Origin of the sequence: Lactiplantibacillus xiangfangensis (assembly GCF_001438845.1) — a bacterium.
GTDB lineage: Bacteria > Bacillota > Bacilli > Lactobacillales > Lactobacillaceae > Lactiplantibacillus > Lactiplantibacillus xiangfangensis.
In genome coordinates this window covers 1-12,928 of the sequence record NZ_JQCL01000055.1, presented here as the reverse complement: position 1 = coordinate 12,928, position 12,928 = coordinate 1, and the positions used below count along the sequence as shown (strand labels likewise).

Annotated in this window: 9 protein-coding genes; 7 read left to right on the top strand and 2 right to left on the bottom strand. The window is 45.9% G+C overall.

The annotated features are described in order from the left end of the window. Nucleotides 1-25 precede the first annotated feature (25 nt). From IV64_RS04935 to IV64_RS04925, 3 genes are all read left to right on the top strand, one after another. Nucleotides 26-457: a zinc ribbon domain-containing protein gene (locus IV64_RS04935; RefSeq protein WP_057706037.1), complete on the top strand. Its 432-nt coding sequence runs from the start codon at nucleotides 26-28 to the stop codon at nucleotides 455-457. Nucleotides 458-766: 309 nt separating this feature from the next. Continuing rightward, nucleotides 767-2,188: an amino acid permease gene (locus IV64_RS04930; RefSeq protein WP_057706036.1), complete on the top strand. Its 1,422-nt coding sequence runs from the start codon at nucleotides 767-769 to the stop codon at nucleotides 2,186-2,188. A gap of 268 nt (nucleotides 2,189-2,456) precedes the next feature. Continuing rightward, nucleotides 2,457-3,044 (top strand): ECF transporter S component, encoded by a 588-nt coding sequence (locus IV64_RS04925; protein ID WP_057706035.1) that lies wholly within the window; start codon nucleotides 2,457-2,459, stop codon nucleotides 3,042-3,044. Between the two features lie 322 nt (nucleotides 3,045-3,366). On the opposite strand, the gene IV64_RS14550 is transcribed toward IV64_RS04925, so the two are convergent. Together IV64_RS14550 and IV64_RS04920 are read right to left on the bottom strand one after the other, a co-directional pair. Continuing rightward, nucleotides 3,367-3,543: a hypothetical protein gene (locus IV64_RS14550; RefSeq protein ID WP_191982888.1), complete on the bottom strand. Its 177-nt coding sequence runs from the start codon at nucleotides 3,541-3,543 to the stop codon at nucleotides 3,367-3,369. A gap of 65 nt (nucleotides 3,544-3,608) precedes the next feature. After that, nucleotides 3,609-6,311, bottom strand: coding sequence for a serine aminopeptidase domain-containing protein (locus IV64_RS04920; protein WP_057706034.1), 2,703 nt, complete (start codon nucleotides 6,309-6,311; stop codon nucleotides 3,609-3,611). Between the two features lie 435 nt (nucleotides 6,312-6,746). On the opposite strand from IV64_RS04920, the gene IV64_RS04915 reads away from it, so the two are divergent. The 4 genes from IV64_RS04915 (at nucleotide 6,747) to cydC (ending at nucleotide 12,782) form a co-directional block, all read left to right on the top strand. Further along, complete coding sequence (locus tag IV64_RS04915; protein ID WP_057706033.1) at nucleotides 6,747-8,186, top strand: cytochrome ubiquinol oxidase subunit I; 1,440 nt, start codon at nucleotides 6,747-6,749, stop codon at nucleotides 8,184-8,186. Then, complete coding sequence (gene cydB / locus IV64_RS04910; protein ID WP_057706032.1) at nucleotides 8,179-9,174, top strand: cytochrome d ubiquinol oxidase subunit II; 996 nt, start codon at nucleotides 8,179-8,181, stop codon at nucleotides 9,172-9,174. Before IV64_RS04915 ends, cydB begins: the two co-directional genes overlap by 8 nt. A gap of 129 nt (nucleotides 9,175-9,303) precedes the next feature. After that, complete coding sequence (cydD, locus tag IV64_RS04905) at nucleotides 9,304-11,037, top strand: thiol reductant ABC exporter subunit CydD (protein WP_057706031.1); 1,734 nt, start codon at nucleotides 9,304-9,306, stop codon at nucleotides 11,035-11,037. Further along, the gene (gene cydC / locus IV64_RS04900; protein ID WP_057706030.1) at nucleotides 11,037-12,782 is read left to right on the top strand and encodes a thiol reductant ABC exporter subunit CydC; all 1,746 of its coding nucleotides are present in this window, start codon (nucleotides 11,037-11,039) and stop codon (nucleotides 12,780-12,782) included. The genes cydD and cydC overlap by 1 nt, the downstream gene beginning before the upstream one ends. The last annotated feature ends 146 nt before the right edge of the window (nucleotides 12,783-12,928 follow it).

Sequence of the window (12,928 nt, the reverse complement as noted above, 5' to 3'; positions counted from 1 at the left end):
ACGACGGTAAAGCGAGGAAAAATTGATGTTAAATGAACGTTATCGGGTTTGCCCTAATTGTCAGTACGAAAATTTACAAGATGCAAATTTTTGTTTGAATTGTGGCAATAAGTTATCTACAGCGGATGAAAAATTACGGTTACCAAATTCAGGTGATCAACATTTCTTACATCCCGGTGTACAACTTGATGAGAGCGAACAAGCTATCGTTGATCAGTTAGTGATTACGAACGGAACGGTTCCTAACGGCTATACCCGGGTCACAGCGGTTTTTGCGACCGGAGATAATCAGGGTGAACGGGGCTATAAAGGTGCTTGGGAGGACTTAAACGTCAACCTGTGGCGGCTATGTGTCGGTAACCACTATGATGGGGTAGCGAACTTAAAAATCGTCCCAACGGTTCAAGGAGACCGCATTCGACTGTTTGGTTACGCGGATGGGCTAAAGAAAGCCTAAATACCCAGCGAATTAATAAAATCAAGATAGGGCTTAAGCAATGAGAAAAGTTGTTTAAGCCCTATCTTTTTTTGCTATAAAAATTAGAATATAATTAATTTTAATTGGATGATAAGTTTGAATATTGAAGACCCGATGAGAATAATCAATTGGATTGTATAAATTAACCAATCCCGATGAAACCGCTTATTTATAGCATTTGTAGAATAAATAAGTCGAAAAAATCGAGTTTTACTTGACACTTTGGGTGAAAATTAATAAAATTAAAAACGTTGTATTAATAAGAATTTGATTAGGAGGCAGCGATAAATGAAAGAATCACGGCGGTTATTGGTAAAAAAGCCGGTAAATCCAGCTAATTTTAATAAAAGTGGCCTCGCAAAAACGTTAAATGCGTTTAGTTTAACGATGATGGGGGTTGGCGCAATCGTTGGTTCCGGTATTTTTATTACCCCCGGAATTATTGCGGCCAAGTATGCCGGTCCGGCTGCCATGCTATCCTTTGTGATTGCTGCTGCGGTTTGTTCGTTAGCTGCCTTGTGTTATGCAGAATTTGCATCAACCATCCCGTTAGCGGGGAGTGCTTATACTTACGTCTATACGGTTTTTGGTGAATTTTTAGCGTGGATCTTAGGTTGGTCTTTGATTTCAGAGTACCTATTTGCGGTCTCTTCGGTGGCGGTCAGCTGGTCGTCATATTTCCAGAACCTACTGAGTGGATTTGGGATTAAGATTCCCGCATTCTGGTCGGCGGCCGCTGGTACGGCTGGCGCGCCACACGCTGGTTTTAATATTATTGCCTTTATTGTTGTGTTAGCCATTTCATTACTGTTAGTCGGTGGGGTGCAAGAATCAACCCGGGTCAATTCAATTATGGTAATTGTTAAAATTTTGGTCATCGTGTTGTTTATCGCCGTGGCAATCTTCTTCATTCGGCCCGCTAACTTCCATCCGTTCATGCCCCACGGGGTGCACGGACTAGTTAAAGGGGCGTCGTTAGCCTTTTATGCTTACATTGGGTTTGACGCCGTTTCAACGGCTTCTGAAGAAGTAAAAAATCCGAAACACGATATGCCGATTGGAATTATTGGCTCATTAGTCGTTGCTTCAATTTTGTACGTTGCCATGGCCGCCGTTTTAGTTGGGGTCGTCCACTACACTAAGTTAAACGTTGGGGACCCAGTGGCGTACGCGTTAGCAGTTATCCATCAAAATTGGGCAGCGGGGATCGTTTCCCTAGGTGCCGTTGTCGGAATGACGACCGTGCTGATTGTGATGCTTTACGGTGGGACCAGGTTGTTATTCGCAATTAGTCGGGACGGGTTATTACCAAAGGCATTTCGGACGTTGAGTCCCCGGACAAAGGTCCCAGTGCAGAGTACTTGGATCTTTGGAATCATTGCCAGCATTTTTGCGGCGGTCATTCCACTGGATAAAATTGCCGAGTTGGTGAATATCGGAACGCTATTTGCATTCGCGATGGTTTCTATCGGGGTCGTCTTTTTACGCAAGCACGAAACGCTACAACAAATTAATAGTTCGTTCAAAGTGCCGTTCTACCCAGTATTACCAGTTGTATCATTTTTAGCATGTATTTATTTAATGATTAACTTACAAGTGTTCACGTGGCACATGTTTGCCATCTGGATCACGATTGGGATCATTATCTACTTCCTATATAGCTACCGGCATTCACGAATTCGGGCCAATTTACGTGAAAACGATAAGTAGGGATGGAATTCAAAAAGCCAATCAGAAAAAATTCTGGTTGGCTTTTTCTATTGTTATAGTCGAAACGTGGGCCAAAAGGCAGTTTGTTCCGCTTAACCCGAAATCAGCGACTACTCCGAACTCAGGAATAATCGCTGATTTCACGTTAGTGCTCGCAAACTAATCGCCTTTTGACCCACTCTTAGCCCGTTTTCTATTTTACTAGTAGCGTGAAATCGGCAATGTTATAATGATTTGTATCTTAAATTCGTAGATTGGGGTGGCAAGTATGCAGCGACGGTCAAACGCTTACCACATAAGTGTATTAGCAGTATTAATGGCGATTATTATTATCCAAAATGTCGTCCCATTTTTGGGCTACATTCCATTAGCAGGGCTTAGTATCACAACGATTCATATCACGGTAATTATTGCGGCTGTCATACTTGGCCCACGTGACGGGGCATTAGTTGGTGGTATCTGGGGGATAATCGACTGGATTCGGGCGTTTGTAGCGCCGACTAGCCCGTTGGCCCCAATGGTATTTACTAACCCGTTAGTTTCGGTCTTACCACGAATCTTAATCGGCGTCGTTGCTGGTTGGGTGTTCATTTGGTTCAACCGCCGGCACAAAGCTGAATTAGGCTTGACCTTGGCAGGCATCGCCGGATCACTCACGAATACAATCTTAGTTTTGGGCCTGATTGGAACGTTGTACCAGCACCAAGCGGCTGGTTTTTACCAGGTTGATTTGAGTAAATTAATGCCATATTTATTAACAATCGTCGGGACCAACGGGGTGCCAGAAGCAATTTTGGCTGGGGTTTTAACACCGCTGATTGGGACCGCATTGTTACGGTTTAAACATAAATCGTAATTAGATTATTACAATAATACTAATATCCAGAATGCCATTTTTGGTGATAACGTTAATGTAGGATTAATAACAATAATAAATATGTGTTTTAGCGCAGGCGGGCAGGATTGGTGTGCAGTGGCGGCAACATTAGGCGGTGGTTCTTAGCCGACTGATGTTGCGGGGCGTTTTAAAGACGTGGGTTATCGGCTTTAAAGCGAGGGAGCAGACCGTACTGTGGCTGCGACTGTCCCTCACAGCACACCGATTCTGCTCGCCGGAACGGGAACACATGGCTATATATAAAAGAAACGCGATCTTCGTCTTGAAGATCGCGTTTCTTTTATTGAACGGCTTGAACTTGTTTTTGACTAATGACCACTTTGTCGTGATATTTGTCGACAATTTCAGCGTCCGTACTTTCAAATTCAATTAAGAAAGAGTTGGTATACACTTTGGCAATGGTGCCAGTAAACGGTTTACCTTCTAGTTGAAACTTAACTTGTGTGCCGATTTCCATGGTTAACCCTCTTCTCGTGGATCCTGTCGTTAATATAACACGGATTGCCAATTGAAGATAGTTAATTAACGGTTGAAGCGGCGACGTAAACTAGCCCAGAGACCAGTTGCCAAGGCGGCTAAGCTTGCACCTAAAGCAGCAATCCAAGTTTGTGGCTTGTCAGAAGTCTGTGGCAGGGTGTCAGCTTGTGCGGCAGCTGGTGCTTCTGAAGCGACACTGTGGTCAACCAATTGAGTTGGCGTTGCATTTGTCGTGTCAGTTGCATCAGTCGTATTAGTCATGTCAGCTGTATGAGTTGGCACACTAGCAATCGTAAAGCTTGATGCACTTGCTTGGGTACTATCGTCATGTTTAAGACTAGCTGTGACCACGGAACCGCTCTGATCTTCATCAATCAGGTCGTTAGCATTTAAGGTTAACACTGGTTTGGGCGTAACGGTAGTGGCTGCAGCTAAGCTGACGGCACTAACGGGACTGTCCGTTGTCGCGGTTAAGACTTTGAGGTTAACGTTGTTAGCAGCTTGAGTGTCGTTTTCTGAAACAGCCTTTGAATCGGTCTTAGTTGCCGTTGGGTCTAACGTTACTGGGTTAGTCTGATCAACATCTTCAGGCTTGGCCTGATTGAGCGTTGTTTGGCCTTTAGCGTTGTCGGTTGAATCCAAATGAGTGTTCTGACCTGCATTAGAATCGGTGGTTGGTTGTTCGAGCAACTCATCTTCAGGATCAACTGTAGTGGTTCCTGAATCAATGACGTTATCGTCTTGATCAGCCGTATCAGTCGTCGGTTCCGGAGTAGGGGTGATGATTTCAGCATCTTCTGGATCAACAGCTTCGCCGGTATCAACGTCCGTTGCCGTAGCGGTTGCTTCAGCAAGGAAGTCTTTAATGTGTTGCGTGTATTGAAGCACCGCATTATTTGCCCCGGCGTGACCACCAACTTCGCCTGGTAAAATCCAAACAGTTTTAATCTTGGAATTATTAGCAGCGGCCAGTTCCAATGATTGCGTATACGGAATAAAAGCATCGTCTTCAGTGTGAATAAGCATTAGCGGTACCGTTACTTTGCTGGCAGCACTCACGCCGGAAATGTCATCGACGCTGAAGCCTTGTTGTTTCATTAGACGGTTGTTGATGACTGCTAGAACTTGGTCATACGATAAGAATGGAATGCTCGTGATTGCGGGCAGCCCAATTGACGTTAATTTAGATGAAATTGCCGCCACGGCCTTGTTGTATAGCGAACTTCCTAATTCGGGTAAGGTCGCGTAACCAGCATCGGCAATGACCGCCTTAACTGATTTTGAAAGACCTTGCACGGAAGCGGCTTCGATGACGGTATCGGCGCCTAGTGATTGACCGTAAAAGACGACTTCACTGTTTTTACCATTGCGTTCGTCAACTAAGCGAACCCAGTTCAACCAGTCGTACTTATCTTGGTAACCAAAGGTCATGTCGTTACCGTCACTTAAAAATTGTCCCCGTTGGCTTGGCATCAAAATATTATAGCCCATGTCGTACCAAATCTTAGAAACGTAACCGATCCAGTCCGGACGTTCGGTCCAACCTTGGCCAATGACAACGGTCTTGGTGGAATCACCATTTTGAATATAAGTTGCCCGAACATTTTGCGTTGGGTCGTTATATTCTGGTAGTGACCAAGTTTCTTTGGCGACGTTGTTGTACCAAGTTACGGCTGCTGGGTAATACGTTTCTGCGGCTTCGCGATCAGCGGCGTAGGCCACTGGATCAAGGCCGGTCCAAGTATTGGAAATGTCATAACGGGTTGGGTCAAGCGCGGTCCGAAAATTGGACAGGGCTTGAGAACCGGTTCCAGTAAAGACCATTTGATAGAGCAAGTTTCCAACGAGTTGGCTAGCAACTTTGCTTGGTAAGGCCTTTAGTTGGGCAACCATTTCCTCATACTTAGCTTTTGCTGCGGCCAGTTTATCCGTATTGCCAGTTGTGTCATTGATCGTTTTGATCAGGTTAACAAAGTCGCTGGCATCGAGGGTAACGGTCTTAGTTTCAGTCTGGTTAGTCGTGGAAACTTCTTTCCAGGTAATGGCATAAGGACCAGTTTGTTCAATGGTGATTTTACCTTGATGGTCCAACGTTTTATCGTCAGTCGTGTAGACGGGACCGTGGGAAGCATCCTCGGCTAAGCGGGCATCGGAAAGAACGGGTGAGATGGATTCCTTCTTGTCGAGCGTCGGTGTTTCAGCTGCTCGTTGTTTAGAGTCATCAGAAATAGCATTTGAAGTCACGTGACTATCAGCTGACGAGTCAACTGATTGCGCGTCGCTAGTGTCTGATGGGGTCCCTTCAGAACCGTCCGACGTGCCACTATTCACAGTGGATCCGGCAGTATCTGACTGGGTGGCATCGCTACCTTGTGAAGATTGGCTCGAATCACCACTACCAGCGTTGTCGCCATTCGTTTGACCATTCGTGTCATTGTTGCCTGGAAGGCCAGTCGGTTGGTCTTGTAACGATTGCTCGTTATTAGTCTCTTTGTTTTCAGTTCCGGCGGGAGCAGCGGCCCCATTCGCTGCTTCGTCCATATCCTCAGTTGCTACGGTAGGCTGTGCAGCAATGGCAGCGGTTGGTGCATCGGAGCCATTATTTGTGTCGGCTGCTTGAGCGTTGGTCGTCATTAATAGCGTTGTCCCCACACTAGCTAATGTGATTCCCGCGTATACCCAATGCTTACCGTACTTAAACATCTTATATCGGTCAATGACCGGTTTGGTTTGCGGTTTTCTGTTCATTATTTACTCCTCGCAATGATTTAATCTATTTCGTATTACGAATATACCATGTATAAACGGTTTTGTTAGCGGTTATCAATTTTATAATGAGCAAACGGGGTGCCTTTTAGATGATTAGGGTATATGTTCATACTATAAAATGGTTTAATATGCTGATTAATTGGATTGTAAAGCAACTTTACAAGCGCCAAGCGCGCTGCTTAAGTCTTTTAAAGTGATTTGAGTAGGGACAAAAATCACTAAAAAGCTGGTAAAGTGGTCATTATTGAAATAGCAACCGACTTTGAAAATTAAAGCGTTTGACTATTTTAGGATTAAAAGTTGAGATTGATTGAAATTTCACTTATCAGTTGATATGATAAGGATGAATCATTGTTTCCGCTTTCTTTGATGGGTTAGTGGGGGCGACAATTTAATAAAAAAGGGGGGACCATTATGAATCTCGGATTAAGTATTGTATCCTTAGCGCGGTTTCAATTTGCAATGACTACGGTGTTTCATTTCTTCTTTGTGCCATTATCAATTGGATTAGCCTTCGTAGTTGCGGTTATGGAAACAATTTACGTGGTTAAAAAAGACGTAATGTACAAACATATGGCGCAATTTTGGGGTCGAATTTTCCTACTTAGCTTTGCAGTTGGGGTAGTGACGGGGATAATTCAAGAATTTCAATTTGGGATGAATTGGTCTGAATATTCACGGTTCATGGGTGACATCTTTGGCGCACCGTTGGCGATTGAAGCCTTGGTTGCGTTCTTCATGGAATCCACGTTTATTGGTTTATGGATGTTTGGTTGGGACCGGTTTAACGCCGGTATCCACTGCGCATTTATCTGGTTAACTTCCATTGGGACGATGATTTCCGCAATGTGGATCTTAGCGGCCAACAGCTTCATGCAAAACCCAGTCGGTTTCATGATTAACGCCAAAACTGGGCGGGCACAGATGACCAGCTTTGGTGCTGTTATCAAGAACCCGCAACTGTGGTATGAATTGCCACACGTTTTGTTTGGTGCGTTTGTGACGGGGTCATTCGTTGTCGCAGGGATGGCAGCGTTCGCACTCTTAAAAAAGAAGAATGTGCAGTTCTTCCGCAAGTCAATCAAAGTTAGTCTAATCATCGGTTTGTTGGCAACGGTCGGCGTTGTCGGCATGGGTGATGTTCAAACCCGTTACATCATTAAAGAACAACCAATGAAGTTTGCCGCAACTGAAGGACTGTATAAGGACTCTGGTTCACCAGCAGCTTGGGCGATTGTTTCGGGTATGGATACTAAAAACCATAAGACGGATTGGTCGATCGAAGTACCGTACGTCTTGGACATCTTAAGCTACCACAAGCTTCAAGGTAACGTTAAGGGTCAAAATGCAATCAATAAAGAATTGCATGCTAAGTACGATAAGAAGTTTGGCAAGGACATGAATTACTATGTACCAACGAAGACGTTGTTCTGGAGCTTCCGGACAATGGCTTTCTCCGGCGGACTCTTCGCGTTGATTGCCATTGTTGGGCTGATCTTTAACCGGGCAAGTTCAACGCTGATTGAACGGCAACGCTGGTTCCTGTGGGTTCTTGGCATTTGCACGTTCCTACCATTTGTCGCGAATACGGCTGGTTGGTTCATTACGGAATTGGGTCGTTATCCATGGGTTGTTTATGGCCTGTTAACGATTGCCGATGCCGTTTCACCAAATGTCAGTGTGGCTTCACTATTAACTTCAAATATTATTTACTTCTGCCTGTTTAGTGGATTAGGTGTTGTGATGATTGTCTTATCACGACGTGCACTCCATCATGGTCCGGACGACTTGTTGAATGCACCTGATGACGCACCATACGATCCTTATGGTAAGGAGGCGTTCAGCCATGAGTAATTTACAATTTTTATGGTTTGTTCTGGTTGGCGTTTTATTTAGTGGCTTCTTCTTCTTGGAAGGGTTCGACTTTGGGGTCGGCATGGCCATTAAAAGTTTGGCGCAGACGCGTGAAGAACGCGACGTCGTTATTCATACGATTGGGCCGCACTGGGATGCCAATGAAGTTTGGTTGATTACTGCTGGTGGGGCGATGTTTGCTTCGTTTCCAATGTGGTATGCATCCTTATTCTCTGGATTCTATTTAATCCTATTGTTGATTTTAGTTGCCCTGATTATGCGCGGGGTCTCCTTTGAATTCCGGAGCCGGATGGAAAGCGATGCCGGTCGGAATTTCTGGGAATGGGCTGCAGCCATTGGTAGTGGTTGTGCCGCATTCTTATTCGGGATGATGTTTACCGCCATGGTCAAGGGGATGCCAATCAACGCCAATGGTGACATGACGGCACACTTTACCGACTACGTGAACTTGTTCTCAATCGTTGGTGGGGTTGCGGTCACGTTGCTCTGCTACTTGCACGGTCTGAACTTTATCCGTTTAAAGACGACCGGGACGTTGCGCGAACGGGCACTCAAGTGGGCTAAACCACTCTACTGGGTCCTGTTTGCTGGTGAAGTGGTCTTCGCCATCCTGCTTTTCTTCAGCACGGATTTCTTCGTAAAAAAGCCAATTTCAACGCTGATTCTAGTCGTTGTTTTGGTCGTGCTGACTTGCTTAGCCACTTACGGGGTGTACGGAAACCACGAATGGTTATCCTTTATTAGTAGCGGGTTATCGTTGATCGACGTGGTCGTGCTGTTATTTAACGGCCTCTTCCCACGTGTCATGATTGCCAACAACGCCGCTAACAGTATTTTGATCAAGAACGCTTCGAACTCACCATATACGCTTCACCTGATGACGGTCATTGCGTTATCGGTATTGCCAATCATGCTGGTCTACTTCATTTGGAGTTACTGGGTCTTCTATAAGCGCTTGGCTTCTTAAAGCAGTGTATTTTAACCGTGTGCCGCATCGTGCGGTGGTACAATTACTTTAATAGCACGATAGGGTCGTGACTTGGCCGCAGTGCCAAGTCGCGGCCCTTTCAATTTTTTAAGGTGGGAGGGATCGAATGTGTTTGATCCAGCTTTATTTAAACTACCGGGGATGCGCCGCTTAACGGTCCTATTGGTTTTGTTAGCGGTCATCGAAGGTCTATGTATTATTACACAAGCTTATTTTTTGTCCGTCGCAATTGTCGGACTTTGGCATTTACACAGTTTGCAAACGATCGTTCAACCGATGCTGATCTTTGCGCTGGCCTGGGTAGGCCGTCAATTGTTAGTTGTCATTAAAAACCACTTGATGTATCCAATCGTTGAAAAAACCAGCGGGGACTTGCGTCGACAAGTGATGCAAAAGCTGTACCAGTTAGGGCCGAGTTACGTGGCGAAGACTGGGACTGGGAACGTCGTTACGACTGCCTTAGAAGGTATCGACAAGGTGCAGACGTACCTGATGTTAGTTGTCATCAAAGTCATCGATATGATGGTTATTCCGTGGGTTATTTTGATTTACATTGCGTTTTTGCGTTGGCACGAAGCCTTATTTTTATTAGCCATTTTTCCGTTAATCATCGTATTTATGATTATTTTAGGCTACGCGGCGCAAGCTAAGGCTGATAAGCAGTACGTTGGTTACCAGCGGATGTCCAATCACTTTGTGGACACGTTACGAGGGTTACCAACGCTGAAACAGCTGGGTCTCAGCAAGCAGTACGCTAACAATGTTTACCATGTCAGCGAGGGGTACCGTAAGCAGACGATGTCCGTCATTAAAATTGCGATGCTCTCAACGTTTGCCCTCGATTTCTTCACGACGCTTTCAATTGCGGTCGTTGCGGTTTTCTTAGGCTTTGGCTTAGTTGACGGCACCATTACCTTACTGCCGGCGTTAGTGATCTTAGTTTTGTCGCCGGACTACTTCTTGCCACTGCGGCAATTTGCGAGTGACTATCACGCCACGCTGAACGGGAAAAACGCGTTTAGCGCCGTTCAGACTATGCTGGCGTTGCCAGTGCCAACTGAACGTGAGCAGCTTGGAACGACGCCGCTTGATTGGCAAGCGGATAGCACCTTGAGCTTGACCAACGTTGATTTTAGTTATGATGATCAGAAACCAGCTTTAAAGCAGCTCAGCTTTACGGCACACGGTTATCAACGCATTGGGATTATCGGCGCTTCGGGTTCGGGTAAATCGACGTTGATTAATCTGTTAGGGGGCTTTTTGACGCCCACTCCCGGCGCCGGTACTGTTCAAGTTAACGGTCAGACCGTCACGCATTTGAGCCAGCAAGCTTGGCAACAGAGTTTCTTTTACATTCCTCAAAATCCGTATTTGTTCCACGCGACGCTAGCTGAAAATATCGCATTTTATCAGCCCCATGCTGGACTGAGTGCGATTGGTCAAGCGGCTGAAAAAGCGGGCTTAACCGCTTGGATCAAGACGTTACCGGACGGTCTTGAAACCAAGATTGGTGAAGGATCGCGGGGCGTCAGTGGTGGTCAGGCCCAACGGATTGCGTTGGCCCGGGCCTTCCTTGACAGTAAGCGTAAGGTGCTGTTATTTGATGAACCAACCGCGCATTTGGATATTGAAACCGAAGCTGAGCTGAAAAAGACGATTTTACCCGTTTTAGACGATCACCTTGTCTTCTTTGCGACGCACCGGCTCCACTGGATTAATCAGATGGATTACGTGCTCGTGATGGACCACGGGCAAATCGTTGAACAGGGGACGCCCGCTGAATTAGAAGCACAAAACGGTGCGTACGTGCGGCTACGTAATGAAATGGTAGGTGCAGTGTAATGAAAGACTTTTTTGGAACGTTTAAACACGATACGTGGGTGATGCCGTACTTACGGAAGTATAAAAAGTTACTCACGCTAACCATCTTTTTAGGGTTAATGACCTTCTTCTGTGGGTCGGCGCTGATGTTTAACTCTGGATACTTGATTAGTAAAGCGGCGCGCCACCCCTATAATATTTTGATGATCTACGTGCCCATCGTTTTGACCCGGGCGTTTGGGATTGGCCGGCCCGCGTTTCGGTATGCGGAACGGATTACCAGTCATAACTGGGTGTTGCGCATCGTTTCCGATTTTCGTAAGAAGCTTTACCAGTCAGTCGCTAAGCACGCGGTGGCGATTCGGCAGAATTTCCAAACGGGGGATATCCTAAGCATCTTGGCTGATGATATCGACCACATCGAAAATTTGTACTTACGGACGGTATTTCCAACCGTGATTGCGCTAATCATGTACCTCGTTATTGTCATTGCACTGGGCTACTTCAGTTGGTGGTTTGGACTGTTAATGTTGTTACTGCTAGGATTAGTTGTGATTGTGATGCCACTGTGGTCCGTACTTTTAAACGGTGCGCGTGAATCGCAGAGCCGCAAGATTCAACAAAGTTTTTATACTGAACTGACGGATGCGGTCATGGGACTTGGCGACTGGTTGATTTCTGGACGTCAAAAGGATTTCTATGACCGGGAAGTCCAGCCGATTGAAAAAATCGCGGCGTTACGGCGTCAAGATCATCGATTCCAATGGTGGCGAGATTTTACAATTCAGATGATCTTTGGGGTGATCTGTATTGCGTTGTTAATTTGGAGTAGTTTCTACTGGACAACGAATTCAGCTAGTTCTAACTGGATCGCAGCCTTTGTTCTGTCAGTCTTCCCATTAGTTGATGCGTTGCTTTCTGTCAGCCAAGGGGTCAGTGAGTGGCCAAGTTATCAGCGGTCGATTCGGCGGGTCAACGCCTTAGACACCAAACCAACCGATGAAAGTGACCAGACCGTTTTGACGGAACCGTTCCAAGTCTTACAAGTTGCGGACCTGGACTTCAGTTACTCAGCGGGAAACCATCAAATTTTTGACCACTTGAACCTGACCTTGAAGGCTGGGGAAAAGCTCGCCTTGCTTGGGCCATCTGGGACTGGTAAGAGTACCTTGTTGAAACTGATTTTAGGCGATGTTCAGCCGGACCAGGGGAGCGTTCAGTTAAACGATGTGCCGGTTAGTCGGTTACAAAATCAGCGCGCCCAACTCTTTGGGGTGCTAGACCAACAACCATACTTGTTCAACACGTCGATTATGAATAACGTTCGAATGGGTAATGAGCAGGCTAGCGATGAACAGGTGAAGGCTGCGTTAAAGGCAGTCGAATTAGAACCTCTGATTCAATCACTTCCTGACGGCTACGAAACTGTCGTTGAAGAGGGCGGGGCCCGCTTCTCGGGTGGTGAACGGCAACGGCTCGCGCTGGCGCGGATTCTATTGCAGGATGCGCCCATCATTATTTTGGACGAACCGACCGTTAGCTTAGACCCAATTACGGAAGCCCACTTGTTAACAACGGTTTTCCGCGTACTACATGACAAAACGATTCTCTGGGTCACACACCATTTGGCTGGGGTCGAAAATGTCGATCAAGTTCGCTTCTTAGAAGACGGCCAATTCGACATGGCTGGCACGCCGGAAGAATTATACGCGACGGCACCTCGTTTTAAACGGTTATACGATTTGGACCGTGGCCGTGATGCCTAGCATTGTAGGACGATAGATTAATTTTAAAGGTAAAAAACAAACAGCCGTTAGGACCCTTTTTTCGAGTCCTAACGGCTGTTTTGATATTTATGGCTCTAGAATATTGGGTGTTGATGGAAATCCATCAACACCCAATTTTTGTGTAA

Coding starts and splice junctions, on each gene's coding strand:
- IV64_RS14550 (WP_191982888.1), bottom strand. CDS start 3,543: ATGGAAATCGGCACACAAGTTAAGTTTCAACTAGAAGGTAAACCGTTT.
- IV64_RS04925 (WP_057706035.1), top strand. CDS start 2,457: ATGCAGCGACGGTCAAACGCTTACCACATAAGTGTATTAGCAGTATTA.
- IV64_RS04915 (WP_057706033.1), top strand. CDS start 6,747: ATGAATCTCGGATTAAGTATTGTATCCTTAGCGCGGTTTCAATTTGCA.
- IV64_RS04935 (WP_057706037.1), top strand. CDS start 26: ATGTTAAATGAACGTTATCGGGTTTGCCCTAATTGTCAGTACGAAAAT.
- cydC (WP_057706030.1), top strand. CDS start 11,037: ATGAAAGACTTTTTTGGAACGTTTAAACACGATACGTGGGTGATGCCG.
- cydB (WP_057706032.1), top strand. CDS start 8,179: ATGAGTAATTTACAATTTTTATGGTTTGTTCTGGTTGGCGTTTTATTT.
- IV64_RS04920 (WP_057706034.1), bottom strand. CDS start 6,311: ATGAACAGAAAACCGCAAACCAAACCGGTCATTGACCGATATAAGATG.
- IV64_RS04930 (WP_057706036.1), top strand. CDS start 767: ATGAAAGAATCACGGCGGTTATTGGTAAAAAAGCCGGTAAATCCAGCT.